Genomic DNA, 18,774 nt, shown 5'->3' with positions numbered 1-18,774 from the left:
ACTTAAAAATAAATACTAAAGCTTATCAAAAATGAAACCTACCCCTAAGAGAGATTTCATTTTTGACAAACTGTTGTGTTGATAAGATTCCTGTTTTAGTTTTTCGGTTGAACTACAATTGTATAGGTTGATAAATTAACCTGATACTCTCCACTACCATAGTTCCTATATCTTGTTGAAAGTACAGGGGCGCTATCAATGGCCTCATATTGAGAAACAGAATTAAAAACCGGTCGGAGAATTGTATTATCTTCACCGATATCCCATGTAATTGTTAAAAGGCTATCAGACGTATTGTACACAATGGTACCCTGAGTATTGGGTGCGTCACCAGTGTCTGAATTCCAACCTCCACAAGCACGGAATACTTCTACTGTTTCTCCCTGGAATATAATAAAACCATTACCAGTTGTTCCGGCGCTTGTATTAAACCCCGACATCGCAACAGGATTACCGGATGTGCATGGCAAGGGATCTATATTATTTAATGTTATAGGGCTAGTCGTTTTGTTCGTTATTGAAACAACAATTTCATAAGCTATTGGAAGTGCATAATACATCTCTTTGGATGGCTTAGCATTATTAATTTCTTCTGATTCCATAGTCATTAAGTTTGTGGAGTATATTCTTTAAGATAAATTGTGATAGTAACGGAATCCGCAATAACAGGAGGATCGGTATTCATAAGCTGATCTGCAGATATATAATCAACATAGTATAAAGGAGGGATATACTTATCAGCATCACTTGGATTCTGAATAAATGCATAATAAAATACATTTTTTGTCGAGCCACTTCCGTTCTGAGTTTCAGGGACATTGTACTGGATTACTAATAAGCTATTATCAGGCAACTGGTATGAAACATATCCTGTAACTCCATGCGTCCATGCATGAGAATACATAGAAAAGAGGATTTGGGAACCCGTATTGCCTCCTACATTTTGAACCGGGCTCACCACGTAATCATCGTGTTCGGGTTCATCGAAATAATAAGTAACCGTACCTGAGATCTCAGAATTTAAATAACAAGCAAACTGATGTGACATATTTTTTTATTAATAAATGAGATAAAATTTGATCAAAAATTAAGAATTAAAAACTTATATATAAGGAATTAATATCAATTGAAAAATAACTGGTTAAATTTCAAAAATGATCAGCTTATAACTATGAAGAGCTAAAATTGTTTAAAAATTATTTATTTTTTTTAAAAAACAGAATTAATAGTCCTCGCTGGCACAAGGACTATTTAGGGACAGACCATCGAGTGGCTGTTAAGATTATTTATGTCCACCTCCAGGGGTGCCACCACCCGGATTTCCTCCACTAGGTTGTCCTCCCGAATTGTTTCCTCCGCCAGGTTGACTGCCTCCAGGGGTACTACCACCACTAGGATGTCCGCCTCCCATATTGTTTCCTCCACCAGGTTGACCTCCCATATTATTACCTCCCGGTTGGCTACCTTTCATATTGTTATTACTTCCTGGTTGGTTGCCGCCTTTGTTAATATCTCCAGAAGGTTGATCAGCTCCTTTGTTGTTGATGTTGTTAGGTTGTTTGCTTTGCATACTGCTACCGCTTGGCTGTTTGTTTCCCATATTACCACTGTTAGGTTTGTTATCCCCCATATTTTTATTGCCCCCTGAACGATCAGCTCCAATATTGTTATCTTTTCCAGGTTGGGTGGTTCCCGTATTGACACGACCACTAGGTTGGCCACTTTTCATATCGTTACTTCCTTTATTTCCTCCTCCTTGTATATTGTTATAATAGTTCCCATCATAATTATAGTCATGGTCATGGTGGTGTCCATGGCCACCATAATAATTATTGTAAGGATATGAATAATCATAAGGATATGAGTAGTTGTAAGGATATGAATAGTCATAAGGGTAGGAATAATTATAGGGGTAATCATAATCATAGTTATAATTGTAAGGATACCCTGTCCCTCTATAATCTGAATCATAATAATCGCCACGATGACATCCACTAATAATAAATATGAATGCCAATAAGGGCGTAAATAGTATAGACAGCTTTTTCATAGTTTTAATCTCCTTTATATCAGAACAAATGAGAGGAAGAAAAGAGTTTTTAAAGATAAGTGTGCTGTAAAATAAAATCATTGCTATAATATGCTCTAAAATAACACACTTCTTATTGAACCTTTTTTTATTCCATGACCAATATTTCCAGTTAAAAGGAGCAGTATTATGATTGAATCAAAGATTATTTGTGTGAAATTTCAGATGGAGAAAAGGGTAAAGGAGGCAGGTAGTATGGGCAATTTAATTGCCTTCTCGGAAATCCTTGAATCAATCAGTGATTATTGGATTATTCCTTTAAAATCTGCATCTTCAGGTAACCGTAAACGGTTAAAGGAAAACATGATAAATAGGAGTGAAGCTTTAAACCAGTGACCCCTATATAAAATTTTACAAACCTGAAAAATGAAAAGAATCGTCTCTGCTATTTTTATTATGGTGAATATAGTTCTGAATGCAGCAGGACAAATCACTCCAGACAAAAATATCATTTGTGTTGATGTTAATGTGCCTCAAAATGCAAGCTATACTTATGACTCAGCCTTTGTCGCCAGTAAGAATTTAGGGATGACACAGACAGGGCTGTTTTTTACCTGGGCATCAATTGAAACTTCTCCTGGTGTATTTGATTTTTCTTACCTTGATATAGCTAATATATATTACCCTGCATATAATACTTCAGTTGATCTAACTATTGCCCCCATAGCAACCAACCATCTGGAGGTTCCTGCTGATTTAGCAAGCTATCCAATGGACAATCCAATTGTGATCAATCGTTTTAAAATATTATTGGATAGTATTTTTGCACACATTCCCTCTTTACAGCTTTCCTCTCTGGAGATTGGTTCTGAAGTGGATGTTTATCTTGGCTCTGATTCTGCAAAATGGACACAGTACACGAATTTCTATTCGTCTGTTTCTGCTTATGCAAAGTCTTTACGTGTCAATGTGAAAGTCGCCTGTGAAGTCACGTTTGATGGGTTAACCGGCAGTTCATCTAATTTCGTTCAAACATTAAATACCTTTTCAGATCTTATAGCAGTATCTTATTATCCTCTCAATTCAGACTTCACAGTTAAACCTGTTTCAATCATACCGGCTGATTTTGCCCAAATAATCGAATTGTATCCCTCAAAGCCAATTTACTTTACACAGTTTGGTTATCCATCCAGTGCTGTATGCAATAGTTCTAATGAACTTCAATCACAATTTATTCAGCAAACATTTGCTTCATGGGATCAATATGCTTCCAACATTAAAATGATTGACTTCACCTGGATGCACGATTTGTCTCCTGAGACAATAAGTTATTATTCCACTTACTATGGTATTGCAGATACGAAATTTCTCAATTTTCTTGGTTCGATAGGTTTGCGAACCTATGCTGGAAGCGGAATAGACAAGCCAGCCTACAATGAACTAATTTGTCAGGCAAATAGGAGGGGATATAATAATATTAATTGTGTAACATCAATAGATAATAATACTTTAGAACCTGGTTTTAAAATTTTTCCAAATCCGGCAAACAACATCTTATTCCTGGAATTTAATAAATCGACAAATGCAATTTCAGAAATAAAAATTGCGAATGCTTTCCAGCAAGAAGTGTATGATAAAAAGGTTACTGGATATCAGACATCGCTTGATATATCAGGATTAGCAGCAGGAGCATATTTTGTGCATGTGACAACTGACAAAGGAGTAAATTATATTCAGAAAATATTAATTATAAAGTGATAGTTAAATTGTCATTTGTAAACGCATGACTATGTATAGGTAAAACCATCAAGCCTTGCTTAAATTCTGATTAGAAAGAGGTTTTGAAATGTTTCTGCAAAATGAAAAATAAGCTGAGAAAAATCGTAATAGTTTAAAACCAATAAATCAATAGTCCTTGTTTGCAAACAAGGACTATTGATGATTAATATTTAATAAGGTCTTATAATCTGACCAGTATTTGCACCGAAAACACTTTTTCTGAAACCAAATTCTAATTGTTTCATAGTGACAGGAATATCACCTGGGAAATAGGGGAAATACTGTGGAGATGATTCAATTACAGTTGGACTTACTGCATTAATTCTAATTCCATTTCCTAATTCAATCGCTGCAGCTCTTATAAATCCTTCAACGGCGCTATTAGCTGCTGAAGCATTTGCAAAGTTTAATTGAGGGTCGTGAGAGAGCGCACCAGTAATTAATGTAAAGGACCCTTTATGGTTAATATAGTGCTGTCCAATTAGAACCAGATTAATTTGTCCCATCATTTTACCTTCAACGCCTTGCCTGAATTCTTTATCTGTAAGAGTATTCCAAGGCCCTACATAAGTTGGGCCTGCCGTAGAAATGAGGGCGTCAAATGCACCAACTTTTTTGTACATATTTTCAATCGAAGCTGTAGAGGTTATATCCACCTGAATATCTCCACTTTTATTTGCTGCACTTATTATATCGTGCTCTTTTTCAAAAGCTGCAATTAGGTGTTTACCCATTGTACCAGTCCCACCAACAATTATGATTTTTAATTTTTTCATTGTTCTTTTTGTTTTACTTATTATAAGTTTCAAAATTCTCTACGATTATGGACTTACTAACAGCTATACCAGCTGTTGTTCCTGTTCCTACTGCGTTAGCAATTGTTCTCATGCGAGAGGAATTGTCACCACAAGCGTATATGTCTTTTACAGTGGTCTCCTGTGATCCATTAGTTATTAAATATCCTTCTCTGTTTATTTCACAACCTAAGCTTATTGGAATGGAGCAATGTTGTTCAAATTGCGCTTTGACATAAATTGCTTTTGCGTCAGCAAATGAACCATCTGTAAATTGTATCCTTTTAACTTGACCATGGCTGTGGAGTAATTGAGATATAATACGCTCATCAATGTTTATCATGTGTTTTTTAAGCAATTCGTTTTGCTTCAAAGTTAACTTTGATGGTCCATTGGTATACAAGGTAAGATCCTTAGTCCAGTTTGAAATCAGCTGTATCAGGTCAAATGCATTCTCATCATTACCTATGATACCTGTTGTTTCATTTATAACTTCATAACCATGGCAATAAGGACAATGTAAAACCGAAATGCCCCAGCATTCTTCAATTCCATTTATCGCAGGTAGAATGTCCTTTATGCCAGTAGCAAATATTAGTTTGCTGGATGTGATAACTTCTCCTTTATCGGTTTCAATCCTGAAGCCAGTATGAATCTTTACTCCTTTGGCTGCTTTATCTTTCAGAAATTCAATGGTCTGATATTTTTCGACCTCCATCCTTGCTTTAGATGAGATTGCAAGGGGAGGGTGGTCATCCTGAGTTAAGAAATTATGTGAGTAAGGCGATTGTTTGTTGCAGGGATTTTCACTGTCAATGATCAATACGTTCTTTAGAGCTCTGCCAAGAGCCATTGCGGCAGCGAGTCCTGAATAACTTCCGCCAATTATTATTACATCATAGTGGTCCATTTTATTTAGATATTTAGTTCCAAGAGATTAATTAAAAAGGCAAGAAAGCATTAACACCGCACTACCATGAAGTATACATGCTCAACGGTAAACTAAAACTTTCTTTATAGAATTATTGTCTTTATATATTATTTAGAACTAAATCCTTTTAGATGTTGAATGCCCTTATCTAACAAAGGCAGGCCAGCAAAGACCATCCATGGAACCAGTGTAATCGTTAAAATAAAAGTTCTTATGTATAAGGGGAAAGTGGAAATCTGTTCACCAAGCATTAATAGAAAAATGGTGATTGATGGATAAATGACAACCCATATTTTAAGAGCCATCATTATTTTTGTTTTTGTTTTCATACTGAATTTGTTTATGACTACAAAGGTATAGTTTGCAGTCGGCAGCATGATAGGATAAAAATAAAGTTGGATAGTACTTATTTGAAATTCTGGCGAAAAGCGTCTGGTGTGTATCCTGTTTGCTTCTTAAAAAAACGAATAAAATAGGATACATCTTCATAGCCTACATGATCAGCGACATCCTTTACCTGATTAGTTGTGGCTAGCAGATATCTTTTAGCTTCAAGTATAATTTGCTCATTAATGAGGACAGAAACAGACTTGCCGACAGATGATTTAGTTATAGAGTTTATTTGATATAAAGAGAGATTTAGAAGTTCGGCATATTGAGAAGCGTTCTTTTTGGAGCAAATGTTTTCTTCCAATAGACTCAGTAGTTCTTCGAATTTATCTTGTATGTATAAGTTTTCTGTTTTTGAAGACCTCTTTTCATTTGTACTTTGTCTTAAATATTCAATAAAGAATAATTCAATATAGATTTTTATAGCATCATTATAATCCTCTTGCTTTTTATTAAACTCAATGAAGATACTGGATAAAATAGATTCTAATTTGTCGAAATTGTTTTTCTTGACTTTGCAATAATTTTTACCTATTGCTTTTTTAAAACGTTGATCAGCCAATTTATTTGAAGGCTGATAAAAAGCCGGATCAAATTCCATAATATAACCTGTGCTCTTTGCCTTCATTGAGAGCGTATGCACTTGGCCAGGTCTCAGTATGAATATATCGTGATTATGAAGTTCATGTTTTATGAAGTCAATTTCATGGGTGCCTTCACCCTTTTCAAGCAACAAAATAAGGAAGAAATCGTGCCTATGCAGGTCGTGGACAATATCCCTTCCATTTAGTACATCTTTTATTTTTCGGATGCTAAATTGACCCACTGCATTCAACTCAGTGTATTTGGATGATAACCTTCGTATAGGGATTTGTTTCATATGAGTACTCAAAAGTACAACATTAATTTACCTCTAAACAAAGTTTTTAAAACAAAGTCATATTTTTGTTTCAATAAAACCTCCATTGAAAATGGCGGATTGGATTGCAGGAATATCCTGTATATTATTTATATAATGAAGCGGAGATTCTTTAGGGAATCAAGAATTATTGGTCAGATTTTTTCAGCTATTTAACTTATATTAACACAAAAAAATACTTAACATAAAATGAAAGTATCTATTGCATCTTTTAATGTGGAGAATCTGATTACGGCAGAAAAGAGTATATACAGAAATACCTGGCCTCAATATACAGCTGAGCAGTATCCTAAGAAAGTGGACTGGATCAGGAATCAGTTGCTTAATATGAACGCCGATATTATAGGGTTTCAGGAGATTTTTGAAGAAGAGGCCTTAAGAGATTGTTTGAAAGGCACTCATATGGAAAAATGGAATTTATATGTTGCAAAACCTACGGGCAATTTACCTGTTAATGCGATTCTTAGTAAGTTTCCAATTGTGAATACTGAGGTAATTGAAGATATACCATTTAAGTTTGAATTTTTTGACGACCGCCCTACGACACCTTTGCTGGAAAGTTCGTCAATTTATATACCCATAAGCCACTTTTCCAGAGGTGTATTAAAAGCTGAAATCAAGCTGAATGATTCGGTTTCCTTAATTGTCTTCGTGCTTCACCTAAAATCTAAAAGGCCTATTTACCGTGAGGGGGTTAATGTTGACGCTGCTAATTACCCGGAAAAGGCAATAGGAAGTATTCGCTCACTGATCAGAAGGGGAATTGAGGCGGCTGGTATAAGACATCTTGTCTCTGATGAAATTGCTAGGGATTGCAACAAACCATTGGTCGTCCTTGGTGATTTAAATGATGACGATACATCGGTAACAAATCAGGCAATTATTGGTGAACCGCCTTTTAGAAAGCTAAAGCCTGAAGAAAAAATAAAATTATGGCAACAAGTACTTCAGAATGTCATAGATGTGCAGGCCAGGAAAAGTATAGATAATTTTCATTACACTTATATCCATAACGGGCATATTGAAAGCCTTGATAATATATTTGTAAGTAATCATTTTGCAGATCTTAATTCAGCTAAAATAGGAAGGATTATCGATGTAAGAGCATATAACGATCATGTGATCGATAACACGGTTTCAATGGATAAAAAGCCATTTTATGTTTCGGATCACGGACAAATAGTAGTGAATATGCTTCTGTTTGATCGTATTAATTGGGATTGAAATTACAAGCAAAAAAATAAGCGGTAATTTGCTTACCGCTTACCGCTTTTACTGTATGTTCGAATCATTTTTAAAGACAGTAGTCAATTCATTACGAAAGTTGGAAATAATTTCTTTTTCTTCAGTACTTATTCCCTGAAACGCAAAAGCTACTAATTCCAGAACATCTGCAAATTTTCCATATTCGGAAAACGGACCGTGATGTTTAAAAATATCAATAGCTTTTGAATAGGCTTCTTTTACAGTTTTTGACTTTTTGTCTTCATAGTTAAAAGACCAAATGATATCAGAAGCCCACTTGTTATCTTTAAGGACATCTTCAAGTGCAACTCTTTCCTCATTTTGAATAGCACCGTCTGCTTTTGCAACTGCATAAACAAGTTCGCCAAAAGCTTCGTAAAGTTTATCGATTTCTGCCATTTTTGATTTTGAAAATATTATTGTGGTACAATAGTTAAAGATACGACTATTTAGGAGAAAGCTAAATGATAAGAAAAGTAAAACTATTTAAATGGAAGCTTGTCAATCCTGTTAATTTTAAAATTCCTTAAATCGTGATTCAGAATTTTTTGTGACCTTCCGGAGCAGGCTATAGAGAATCGATAATCAAATTATCCTGTTTTTAACAGGATTCTGATTGAGCAATCCTTTTATAGCTTTGTACATGTCAGGAAACCTCTGTTTGAAATCCTCAGGCTTCTCAAAGAAATAGACTACAGTAGCACCAAAGTATTTTTCTTTATTCACTTCTCTGTAAGTTTTGAACTGACTTAATCCGGTACTGATAAAATATTCTGCTTGTTTTTTCGAAACGGATTGCCACTTTCTAAATGCGGATTCTCCGAAGATTGCAGCACCTGTTGTTTCAAGCAGGTTTTCTTCAAACAAAGCTTCAGCCATTAGTTGAAGTCCCGGGTTATAGCCATCCGCAGAATTGGAAATGCCGAGTTGGAATTCGGGCCATGAAAGTTTAAATTCTTTACTAGTGCCATTTAAGCCCCAGTCAGAATTTTTTTGACTTACAGTAATCGTATTGAAATTTGAAAGAAAGACCGGTCTTAATCCTATTGTAAGTTGAATGAACGTAGCAGCTATTGTTACTTTTATATCATCAAGCACATCATTACCAGATTCATCTCTGATGTTTTTATTAATCAGGAAGTGATTTACTCTTTGCTCAAATCTGTTTTTATATTCTGAGGATAGTTTTTTATAAAAGGGATTTTTCTTTCTAAGGATCTCTTTATGCTCTGCAGACAGAGGTTTCAAATAAAGGAATAATTTTAAAATATTAATCTGTTTCCATTTAAGAAAATAATAGATAAAAATCATTAAAACAATAAGGATGGGAAGGGTAAACCAAAATATAAATTCCGCTGAGTTCATGTGGATCTTTGTCCCACGACTAGTTCTCCACAATAGAAAAAGAAATTGCATTGCTAAAAAAATTTTAATTGAAGATAATAAAAAAGCTGGAAAATTTTTTCCTATTTTTTAGAAAACCGAGCTATTTTTTGTCTTTGAATTCTGTTTTTTATGCAATGTTGTGAGTAGCAGGTATCATTATTTTTTGCTTTTAATAAGAAAAAAACAATTATTTATTTCAGGCATTCCCACAATACAATAAAAAAGCTGCCCCAAAAAGCAGCTTCTCATTATTGAACCTTAACACTTAAAAAAAAATATATTAAATAAACTAAAGCTTATATGCCAATTTAGCTAAATGTCTATAAGTATATATGATAGAATAGCAAAACTTTGATTTATTTGATTAAGTGCCAATGTCAGTTAATGAAATGGTGTTATGAGTTGATAATTGGATGTATAGATTATAATAATTGATTTTTATGCTTGGACCGCCGCTGTTCTCTGATATTCTACTTTTTATCAATTTAATGTCTTTATCCAGTAGGTAAAAAAACTTCTTGATTAGCAAAGCAACTTTCTTGTGGTTAACTTCGATAAAGCAATCATTGCGTTTATATTATTTTAAATTAAATAATTGAATTAGTTTTGGTCAATTAATTGAAACAATTTTTCTTATGCATTATAACAGAAGAGCGTACTTAACCGCTACATTTATTGAATGGCTTTTGTGGATCGGAGGATCCGTGTTACTTATCTTCATCATTAGATGGTGTATTTCCATGTATGGTGGTTCAACCTATGAAATGCATGTTTGGATTTCTGCAACCCTTTATCTCTGGTATGTTTCTACTATGAGTATCTTAGTGGGCAGCACTTATTTTGTAGCCAGAGCTGCTCAGACCGACCTGGAAAGAAGGCAGAATCATCCTCAAAAGCCTGAAGGCGTCAATCTTGATAGTGATTTGGCCCGTATTAAAAAAATCAAAAAACGCTCCGCTATTTTTGCGATTATAGTCCACACATTGAATGCAGGCTTTGTATATTATATCAGTCGCCACATTCCTGGCATCACTCCAGAATTTAGAGTTTATGCAACTTTAGGTGTGTTGGCTATCGCTGCTATTAAGCCTGGGTTTGCGGCAATCAATAGCTTGAGACAAGAAATTTTTGGTATGCAGGAAGCAGCAGATTATCCTATCAAAAGTGTTGCAGATCTTTGGATTAAAGTAGAAGCATTTGGAGATTATGAAGAGCGCTTGAAAGACACTTTCAAAGCTATAGAAGAAGCGCAGAAAAATTATAACGAAATGGTGACAGTTAAGATGACTGAAATCGCCACAAGTTTAGAGACTTATAAAACCAAATTACACAAGGATTTCGAGCAGGAACTTTTGTTGGTTAAATCTTCAGACACTATTAGAGAGCAGGCTTACAATGAATTGAAACAAGCTCAGGTGCCAATTACGAAGGAGATTAGCAAGATTCTGAATTCAATACAATCTTTAAAAGATTTTGTCATAGAGTTGAGAGATAAAAACATCAAAGGCGAACAATTGATGTCAGCGCTTAAAGAGTTTGGAATAGACTCATTGTCTGACTTAAATGTAACGTTTCAAAAATCTATCGTAGATAAGAATCCCAAGCTGTAATAATTGTCAGCATTAGTATCTCTGATTTTTAAAATGGGTTTTACCATTTTTAAACTTGGTTATAAAAGGGGGCTCCGTCACTAATGATGGAGCCCCTTTTTTGGAATCCATAACGAAATAATTTAAATTTAAACTAGGTTGTATAGACTTACTTAATAGCATAGGTAAGGACTTAACTTCCAATTTTTAACTCAGTTTTTATCTTTATTTACAGATACTTAAATTGGTTTACAAAACAATGCTTAAAAATATCCCCACACTAATAATTATACTTTTATGACTACAATACCCAAACCTGAATTTTGCGAACAAGATTGGTCGGAAATGAAGACTACAGAAGGTGGACGTATCTGTGGACAATGCAGCAAAGTTATTGTTGATTTTTCCAGGATGAAATGGGCAGAGATAGAACAAATTCAAGAAGATCACAATAATTCACTTTGTGGAATGTATTCACAGAAGCAGCTTGACAATTGGGGTAGAGAAGTTCCGGCAAGCAGTTGTTCAAAATTTGCAGCGGCAACAGCATTACTTATTTCACTGACAACTTCAACACAAGTAAGCGGGCAAACCACTGCGAAACCTGACACTGTAAGCAGTGCTATAATAAAAGGTAAGATAACAGGGGTAAATATGAATGGTGAAGTTGACACATTGGGTTTTGCGAAAATATTTTTAAAAGGGACTTCTTTTGAAGCAGTGGCAGACGAACAGGGGAATTATCAAATTGATCTGACTCAATATATAGACACTATTGCAAATCCAATAATTTTATTTTCAATGGAGGGTTTTAATTCAACAGAATTAAAATTGAATAAAGCATCGAAAGGTCAATTGATGTTTGATCCTCAACTTCATAAAATAACTTATGAATCACTAACTAATGTTAATTCAAGACCTATCAGATTTTATGTCAAAAAAAGAACACCTTGGCAACGAATAAAAAGAAGGTTTAATAGATGGTTTGAAGGAAAAGGTTAAATTCAAAGGTTTCTAAAATACAAAGTGAAGTCACTCATCCGATTTTCTCTTACAGACAATAATAGGAGAATGTTGTTTTTATTTTTTACTTTAAGCCTTCCGCTTTAAGCTTTATGCTTTTTTAAATTGTTGAATTTTAGGGGCGTGAATGTTTTTCTTTTTGCTTTTTACCTTCCGCTTTCCATTTGTTTGAAAATTTTTTTCTTGAATTAGTTACTTCCCGATTTCAGCTCGGGTATTTAGCTAAAATGAAATAGTATGATACCACATTTACGTTTATTGCTGTCTGTAAAAAGATACAACCGGAAAGTAATATTCTCTTTATTATTCTTAATGGTTCTTTTTCAGCATGGGTATGCCCAGTATCAGATGGAAAATCTCAACCGTGGAATCGTGGCGGTGAGCTTGGGCGGCTCTAAAGTTTTTATAAGCTGGAGATGGTTAGGAACAGAGGAAAATAATATCACATTTAACCTTTATAGAAATAGCACAAAAGTCAATGCGACACCATTGACTGTATGTAACTATACAGACGATGCCGGAAGTACAAGTGCTTCATATACAGTAAAGGCTATAGTAAACGGTGTAGAACAAACTGCATCAGAAACTGCAACTCCATGGGCAAAACAATATATGACTATACCTTTAAGTATACCTGCAGGTGGTAAAACCCCAGACGGTAAATCTTATACTTATAGCCCTAACGACTGCAGTATCGGTGATGTGGATGGTGATGGCATTCATGAAATCTTTGTTAAATGGGATCCTTCAAATTCAAAAGATAATTCACAAAAAGGCTATACAGGAAATGTATTTATAGATTGTTATACTATGGCCGGAAAACTTTTGTGGAGAATAGATCTGGGAAAGAATATCCGCGCAGGAGCTCATTATACGCAACATCTTGTATACGATTTTGATGGTGACGGAATGGCTGAAATGGCTTGTAAAACCGGTGATGGCACCAAAGACGGGAAGGGTGTTGTAATAGGAAATGCATCTGCAGATTATAGAAATAGCAGTGGTTACATCCTGACCGGACCTGAGTACCTAACTGTATTTAATGGAAAAACAGGGGCGGCAATGGCAACTACCAACTATGCGCCTGCAAGAGGAACAGTTTCGAGCTGGGGAGATAGCTATGGAAACCGAATTGACCGATTTATATCAGCTGTAGCTTATCTCGACGGAAAGACCCCAAGCATAGTATTCGGAAGAGGCTATTATACACGTCTAGTACGTGTAGCCTGGGACTGGAAAGGTGGCAAGCTGATCCAGAGGTGGATCTTTGATAGCAATAGTTCAGGCAACGGCTCTTATGCAAGTATGGGGAATCACCAGATGACAGTAGGAGACGTGGACGGTGACGGCAAACAGGAAGTTTGCAACGGTGCCAGTGCGGTAGATGATAACGGAAACGGATTGTATTCAAATGGTCTTGGGCATGGCGATGCACTGCACATGAGTGATATGGACCCAGAAAGAGCAGGACAGGAAGTATGGCAGTGCCATGAAGAGCCTGGCAAATATGGGAACTACGGACTAGAATTCAGAGATGCGAAAACAGGAAAGCCATTGTGGGGACTTGGTGGCGGAAATCAGGGAGATATTGGTCGATGTATGGCAGGAGATATAGATCCACGCCATAAAGGATATGAATTATGGGGGGGCGGAAAAACATATAACTGTAAAGGGACGGTGATCGCAACGTCAAGGCCCTCTGAGTGTTTTAGAGTTTACTGGGACGGAGATCTGCAAACGGAGTTACTGGATGGTTCCAAGTTAGAAAAGTGGGATTACTTGAATGCAAAAAGAACGGCAATACTGACACTTTCTGATGCTGCCTGGGGAAGCGGGACATCTTGTAATACGACTAAAGCAACACCCAATCTGTCAGGGGATTTGTTTGGTGACTGGAGAGAAGAAATCATCCTGCACTCTTCAGACAATTCTAAATTGTTGATATATACAACAACAACTCCTACTACTTATAAATTTAGAACACTACTACACGATCCTCAATATCGTGTAGCAATTGCATGGCAACAATCAGCCTATAACCAGCCCCCTCATTTAAGTTACTATCTTGGAGAAGATATGGCTACTCCGGCTAAACCAAATATCACTATAGTTGGAGGTATAAAAGACTGTAATAATACATTAAACGGAGGTGCTTATATAGATATTTGTGGTATTTGTGTAGGTGGCACCACAGGTAAGACAGCCTGTGTACTTGATTGTTTTGGAGTGAAAGATGGAAAGGCTGTATTGGATAATTGTGGTATTTGCGTAGGAGGAACAACCGGTAAAACTGCATGTACGAGTGGCTTAGAAGGAGAAGACTTCTGCACCGCAACTGGTGTTGCTGAATCTAAAAACGAAGGATTTATTGGAGATGGATATCTGAATCTGGATAATGCTGTAGGAACTTCAGCCTCCTGGTACATAATAGCCGATGAAGCCATTACCACCCAACTGGGAGTTCGATATGCAAATGGAGGAACTGCAGCACGGGATATTTCTATTGCAATCAATGGTGCTCAACAAGGCAGTTTATTAGGCAAATCCACTGGTGGCTTCACTATCTGGGAAGTTGAATACATTACTGTAAATCTGAAAAAGGGGTCGAACCTATTTACCCTTAGTTCCACCACTGTAGACGGAGCTCCTAATATTGATGTTATTTCATTTACTACAAATAAAGTCAGAGCTGGAGGTTGTACTACCGACTGTAACGGACAGGTTGGTGGCGGTGCCTTTACCGATGAATGCGGTAAATGTGTAGGAGGGACAACAGGTTTAACAGCTTGCGAACAAGACTGCAATGGAGACTGGGGAGGTACTGCCATCAATGACAACTGTGGAGCATGTATCGGTGGAAAAACAAACAACTTACCATGCAGTGGTAGTCTGGAAGCGGAAGAGGCTTGCAGTATCGAAGGAATACAATCAGAATCCAAAAACGAAGGTTTCTCCGGAACTGGTTATATAAATACAGATAATGTATTGGGTGCTTCTGCTATTTGGAAACTGAATAGCACTTTAGATCAAACCGTGACTTTGTCATTCCGCTATGCGAATGGAGGAGCAACAAATCGTGATGGACAAATTTATATCAATGGAAGCTCTGCTACATTGCTGAGTTTAAAACCAACAGGCTCCTGGACTGCATGGGAGTTTGCTAGTGTAAATGTCACTCTTAAAGCAGGAGAGAATGAAATAAAAGTTTCTGCTGTCACTGCAGATGGTTTAGCAAATATCGATATCATTAATTTTTCAACTGGAGTATCAGTTGCAGGTTGCGTGATAACCGGAATAGAGAACAATCAGAGCCAAACTCAGGCAGTATATCCAAACCCTACTCAAAGCAAAGTACACATGCTGGAAACAGGAGAATGGAAAATAGTGAATTTAGAAGGTGAGGTATTACTGTCCGGGCAGAAAGAGACAGAAATAGATTTGTCTCATTACCCAGCTGGTATGTATTATCTGGTAACTAAAGACAAGACTCATAAAATATTTAAGAGATAATATTTGTCGTGAAAGATTTTGCTTCAATATAATTCTTCTCATTTAAGGCCAGTCTCAAGACAGGCCTTAAAAAGAGGATGATTTTTAAATAAAAGCAACAACAGATAACCATACACTTGTTTTCTTTTCCTGTGGTGCCGGGTCTTAAGAACCGGCACCTTTTGTGTGATTATCATATTTCAATTGACCGTTATGAGTAATAATAATTATTTTTTTTGATAAAAATTGTTACTTCTTGATACCTGAGATTGTATATTCCAATAGTAAGAATTGTGAAAAAATGACAAAATCATTCGCTTATATTATTCTGGTTGTTAGTTTGTTTATGGTGACATTTGCCAATGCAGCTACAGTTCCAGTTCATGATCCGTCTATAGTGATTGTTTACAAGGATGCAAATGGTAATTCATATCCGTCAAATGATGCGTCGGGCAGTCGAACAAAGTATTATTATATTTTTGGCACACAAGTGGGAGCAGCATATTCCAGAGATATGATTAACTGGACAGCTTTTACGCCAACTTTTTCCATCAATGGTACGACCACCAATAACTATTATCAACTAGTAAAAAATGAAGCTGATTATGCTGGACATACAACATCTGATGATGTTAAAGGTAATCTCTGGGCGCCAGACGTTATATATAACGAAGCCCAGGGAAAATGGACAATGTACTTCTCCTTGTCTGGAAATGAATTTAAATCCTCTATTATATTATTCACGGCGAGCAACATTGAAGGACCTTATTCAAGAGTAGGTTCTGTCGTGCACGGTGGATTTACAAACAGCTCCGCCAGTATCGCCAGGACAGACTATGCAAAGGTAACCGGGTCTTCAACAGTAGATGGCCGTTACCTTGATAATTCTGGCAAATGGGATAATACTTATGCAGTAAGTTGTATAGATCCTTCAGTATTGTATGATGAATCAGGAAAGCTTTGGCTGGTGTATGGTTCCTGGTCTGGGGGGATTTTTCTTTTGAAGCTCAATGAACAGACAGGGCTTCGCGATTATTCATATAATTACGGTTTGGGAAACAATCCGGTCTGGAACGGCACACGTCTTCGTTTCGACCCATATATGGGGATGCATTTAGGTGGCGGATACTACGTTAGCGGTGAAGGTCCTTATATACGTTTTCTAAAGGACGCAAATGGTATTGGTTACTATTACATGTTTATATCAATGGGATTTTACTCTCCTGAAGGTGGTTATACCATGAGGGTTTTCCGATCCAGTACTGTTGATGGGCAGTATACGGATGTAACGGGGGATAATGCAGTTTTTGATAAATACATTTTTAATTATGGTAATAATACTCAATATGGAATGCCAATTATGCAGAACTATAAGTATAACTGGTGGACTATGGCTGATGTGGCTCAAGGGCATAATTCAGTATTGAGGGATGAAGACGGATCGGCATATCTTGTGTATCACACAAAGTTTGATAATGGTACTGCCTGGCACAATGTAGAAGTTCATCAGCTTTTTTTTAATGAAAATGGCTGGCCTTTAGCTACCCCTTTTGAATACAGGGTCGGCTTTGGTCTTTCTAAAAAGCAACACAGCAAAGAGGATATTACCGGTAGATACAGTGTGATTACTCATAATTCTGTTGATTATGCTAAGCTCAATAGCAACCTTGAAGAAGAAATGTATATAAATGCTGACGGTACTTTAACCGGAGCTTATACAGGTACCTGGACCTATAATTTTTCGTCAGGAAAACATTATATTAACTTGATTACTAATACTGGTACATTTAAAGGAGTGGTGTGTGAGCAACTTATGGATGGCTTGTCTACTAAGACAGTTGCTTTTACCGCAATGAATTCTGCCAACGAAAAATGTTTGTGGGGGTATAAAAGAACAAACACAGCAAATATCACTACCACCAATTACAAAGGTCAATCGCTTTTTATTGGAGACAGGCAGTATTCATTGACCTGGGATGAATACACGAAATTTAACAAACAGTCAGTAAGCGGAGATTTTGAGGTTGAATATTTGTTTGATAATTATACCCAAGCGGCAGAGAACTGGCACAACTGGGCTGTTGCCATTAAGACTAGTTCAGAGACTTGGCATTTAAGGGCTGATGCCTGGTCTGTAGGAACCTTTACCGGTTCTACAGTAAATCATTCATATACCTGGGATTGGGCGCAATTTAAAGATGTTTATAAAAATAAAAAGGTAAGGCTGAAAGTATCCAGAGTAGGTACAAGCATCAATGTATTCTCTTATGTAGATTCTGTATTAGTTTACTCTTGTTCTTCCGTCAACTCTCCCGTAAGTTCGGTAGATGTATATCTGGGTGGAGAAACCTGTTATTTAGATGTAAAGAAGATTTCAAGCACTCAGCTTGGAGTTCGTGAAGTTGTTGGAACTACCAATGATGATGGTACCTATACAGTTGCATTTAATTCAGTAAAAGGTAATACTACTAATGTTTCAGGAGATTTTGAACTGGTTTATAAATTTAATAATTATCATAATCCTACAAGTATCGAAAACTGGGATAATTATATTCTGAGAGCTATATCTGGAGGTAGTACTATGCTTATGCGCGCTGATGCTTATGCTATGGATGTGTTTGGAAGTTTGGCCTATACTTACGATTGGAATTGGAATAATTTTGTTTCGATAATGACTGGTGCAAATGTTGAATTTAGAATCTACAGAAGTGGCTCTACTATTACTTATAAAGCCACTATTACAGCAAGAGACGGGAAGGTATATAATTATCAAGTCATTCAGACAGGAGCTCCTACAACTCCTATGTCATTTGGATTTACAGGAGAGGAAAGTTTGCAGGATTTTTTTGTTATTGAAAAAGTATCTTATGAAGGCACTGATGTAGTAACAGGGCAGATACAAATTCAGCAAGCACTATATGTTACTAATGTTTACTCTTATGAAAAGGTTCTTTATATAAACGCTCCGGATGCAGGAGAGGTAGAAATATATAATGTAGAAGGGAAATCATTTGGTAGGATTAAATATAACAAAGGACTAAATCAGATCTATGGTTTGAGCGAAGGGCTTTATCTGATTGGAGGCAATAAGATTATTATTTATTAATACTATTTATGTTAGTCATTGTAAGTAATGAGACAATGACTAAAATCTTTTTAATTTTTTACTCATCGGAAATTTATAGTATAGTACTAAAAAG

At 36.2% G+C, this 18,774-nt stretch carries 16 protein-coding genes; 7 read left to right on the top strand and 9 right to left on the bottom strand.

Annotation, left to right across the window (positions count from 1 at the left end):
* Positions 1-95: 95 nt before the first annotated feature.
* From K350_RS0112085 to K350_RS31115, 3 genes are all read right to left on the bottom strand, one after another.
* A complete protein-coding gene (locus K350_RS0112085) occupies positions 96-602 on the bottom strand; it encodes a hypothetical protein (RefSeq protein WP_156027017.1) in 507 nt (168 codons plus the stop codon).
* 5 nt (positions 603-607) lie between these two features.
* Complete coding sequence (locus K350_RS0112080; protein WP_028980137.1) at positions 608-1,048, bottom strand: hypothetical protein; 441 nt, start codon at positions 1,046-1,048, stop codon at positions 608-610.
* Between the two features lie 234 nt (positions 1,049-1,282).
* Complete coding sequence (locus K350_RS31115; RefSeq protein WP_156027016.1) at positions 1,283-2,050, bottom strand: hypothetical protein; 768 nt, start codon at positions 2,048-2,050, stop codon at positions 1,283-1,285.
* Positions 2,051-2,218: 168 nt separating this feature from the next.
* Between K350_RS31115 and K350_RS0112070 the strand changes: the two genes are divergently transcribed.
* A complete protein-coding gene (locus K350_RS0112070; RefSeq protein WP_028980135.1) occupies positions 2,219-2,425 on the top strand; it encodes a hypothetical protein in 207 nt (68 codons plus the stop codon).
* A 30-nt stretch (positions 2,426-2,455) separates the two neighbouring features.
* Entirely contained in the window at positions 2,456-3,787 is a 1,332-nt protein-coding gene (locus tag K350_RS0112065) for a T9SS type A sorting domain-containing protein (RefSeq protein WP_028980134.1), read from the top strand.
* A gap of 191 nt (positions 3,788-3,978) precedes the next feature.
* On the opposite strand, the gene K350_RS0112060 is transcribed toward K350_RS0112065, so the two are convergent.
* From K350_RS0112060 to K350_RS0112045, 4 genes are all read right to left on the bottom strand, one after another.
* A complete protein-coding gene (locus K350_RS0112060) occupies positions 3,979-4,584 on the bottom strand; it encodes a short chain dehydrogenase (RefSeq protein ID WP_037575306.1) in 606 nt (201 codons plus the stop codon).
* A 13-nt stretch (positions 4,585-4,597) separates the two neighbouring features.
* Positions 4,598-5,512, bottom strand: coding sequence for an NAD(P)/FAD-dependent oxidoreductase (locus tag K350_RS28505; protein WP_037575304.1), 915 nt, complete (start codon positions 5,510-5,512; stop codon positions 4,598-4,600).
* 128 nt (positions 5,513-5,640) lie between these two features.
* A complete protein-coding gene (locus K350_RS0112050; RefSeq protein WP_028980132.1) occupies positions 5,641-5,862 on the bottom strand; it encodes a putative antibiotic biosynthesis monooxygenase in 222 nt (73 codons plus the stop codon).
* Between the two features lie 77 nt (positions 5,863-5,939).
* Positions 5,940-6,803: an AraC family transcriptional regulator gene (locus K350_RS0112045; protein ID WP_028980131.1), complete on the bottom strand. Its 864-nt coding sequence runs from the start codon at positions 6,801-6,803 to the stop codon at positions 5,940-5,942.
* A gap of 228 nt (positions 6,804-7,031) precedes the next feature.
* Here K350_RS0112045 and K350_RS0112035 point away from each other — a divergent pair, with 228 nt between their 5' ends.
* Positions 7,032-8,066 carry an endonuclease/exonuclease/phosphatase family protein gene (locus tag K350_RS0112035; RefSeq protein WP_028980129.1) on the top strand — a complete coding sequence of 345 codons (1,035 nt, stop codon included), beginning with the start codon at positions 7,032-7,034 and terminating at the stop codon, positions 8,064-8,066.
* 48 nt (positions 8,067-8,114) lie between these two features.
* On the opposite strand, the gene K350_RS0112030 is transcribed toward K350_RS0112035, so the two are convergent.
* The gene (locus K350_RS0112030; RefSeq protein WP_028980128.1) at positions 8,115-8,486 is read right to left on the bottom strand and encodes a hypothetical protein; all 372 of its coding nucleotides are present in this window, start codon (positions 8,484-8,486) and stop codon (positions 8,115-8,117) included.
* Between the two features lie 186 nt (positions 8,487-8,672).
* Positions 8,673-9,335 (bottom strand): zinc-dependent peptidase, encoded by a 663-nt coding sequence (locus tag K350_RS0112025; RefSeq protein ID WP_162144164.1) that lies wholly within the window; start codon positions 9,333-9,335, stop codon positions 8,673-8,675.
* Between the two features lie 773 nt (positions 9,336-10,108).
* Here K350_RS0112025 and K350_RS0112015 point away from each other — a divergent pair.
* The 4 genes from K350_RS0112015 (at position 10,109) to K350_RS31110 (ending at position 18,680) form a co-directional block, all read left to right on the top strand.
* A complete protein-coding gene (locus K350_RS0112015; RefSeq protein WP_028980126.1) occupies positions 10,109-11,083 on the top strand; it encodes a hypothetical protein in 975 nt (324 codons plus the stop codon).
* Between the two features lie 276 nt (positions 11,084-11,359).
* On the top strand, positions 11,360-12,064 hold the full coding sequence (locus tag K350_RS0112010) for a peptidase associated/transthyretin-like domain-containing protein (RefSeq protein ID WP_156027015.1): 705 nt from the start codon (positions 11,360-11,362) through the stop codon (positions 12,062-12,064).
* 258 nt (positions 12,065-12,322) lie between these two features.
* Complete coding sequence (locus tag K350_RS31995) at positions 12,323-15,595, top strand: rhamnogalacturonan lyase family protein (RefSeq protein ID WP_028980124.1); 3,273 nt, start codon at positions 12,323-12,325, stop codon at positions 15,593-15,595.
* Positions 15,596-15,875: 280 nt separating this feature from the next.
* A complete protein-coding gene (locus K350_RS31110) occupies positions 15,876-18,680 on the top strand; it encodes a glycoside hydrolase family 43 protein (RefSeq protein ID WP_051313082.1) in 2,805 nt (934 codons plus the stop codon).
* Positions 18,681-18,774: the final 94 nt, after the last annotated feature.

This window comes from Sporocytophaga myxococcoides DSM 11118 (assembly GCF_000426725.1).
Classification (GTDB): domain Bacteria; phylum Bacteroidota; class Bacteroidia; order Cytophagales; family Cytophagaceae; genus Sporocytophaga; species Sporocytophaga myxococcoides.
The sequence above is the reverse complement of the archived record's forward strand: the minus strand, read 5'-3'. Positions and strand labels throughout refer to the sequence as shown.

Excerpts from the sequence above, each read along its gene's own strand:
- K350_RS0112085 (WP_156027017.1), bottom strand. The coding sequence starts at position 602 with ATGGAATCAGAAGAAATTAATAATGCTAAGCCATCCAAAGAGATGTAT.
- K350_RS0112080 (WP_028980137.1), bottom strand. The coding sequence starts at position 1,048 with ATGTCACATCAGTTTGCTTGTTATTTAAATTCTGAGATCTCAGGTACG.
- K350_RS31115 (WP_156027016.1), bottom strand. The coding sequence starts at position 2,050 with ATGAAAAAGCTGTCTATACTATTTACGCCCTTATTGGCATTCATATTT.
- K350_RS0112070 (WP_028980135.1), top strand. The coding sequence starts at position 2,219 with ATGATTGAATCAAAGATTATTTGTGTGAAATTTCAGATGGAGAAAAGG.
- K350_RS0112065 (WP_028980134.1), top strand. The coding sequence starts at position 2,456 with ATGAAAAGAATCGTCTCTGCTATTTTTATTATGGTGAATATAGTTCTG.
- K350_RS0112060 (WP_037575306.1), bottom strand. The coding sequence starts at position 4,584 with ATGAAAAAATTAAAAATCATAATTGTTGGTGGGACTGGTACAATGGGT.
- K350_RS28505 (WP_037575304.1), bottom strand. The coding sequence starts at position 5,512 with ATGGACCACTATGATGTAATAATAATTGGCGGAAGTTATTCAGGACTC.
- K350_RS0112050 (WP_028980132.1), bottom strand. The coding sequence starts at position 5,862 with ATGAAAACAAAAACAAAAATAATGATGGCTCTTAAAATATGGGTTGTC.
- K350_RS0112045 (WP_028980131.1), bottom strand. The coding sequence starts at position 6,803 with ATGAAACAAATCCCTATACGAAGGTTATCATCCAAATACACTGAGTTG.
- K350_RS0112035 (WP_028980129.1), top strand. The coding sequence starts at position 7,032 with ATGAAAGTATCTATTGCATCTTTTAATGTGGAGAATCTGATTACGGCA.
- K350_RS0112030 (WP_028980128.1), bottom strand. The coding sequence starts at position 8,486 with ATGGCAGAAATCGATAAACTTTACGAAGCTTTTGGCGAACTTGTTTAT.
- K350_RS0112015 (WP_028980126.1), top strand. The coding sequence starts at position 10,109 with ATGCATTATAACAGAAGAGCGTACTTAACCGCTACATTTATTGAATGG.
- K350_RS0112010 (WP_156027015.1), top strand. The coding sequence starts at position 11,360 with ATGACTACAATACCCAAACCTGAATTTTGCGAACAAGATTGGTCGGAA.
- K350_RS31995 (WP_028980124.1), top strand. The coding sequence starts at position 12,323 with ATGATACCACATTTACGTTTATTGCTGTCTGTAAAAAGATACAACCGG.
- K350_RS31110 (WP_051313082.1), top strand. The coding sequence starts at position 15,876 with ATGACAAAATCATTCGCTTATATTATTCTGGTTGTTAGTTTGTTTATG.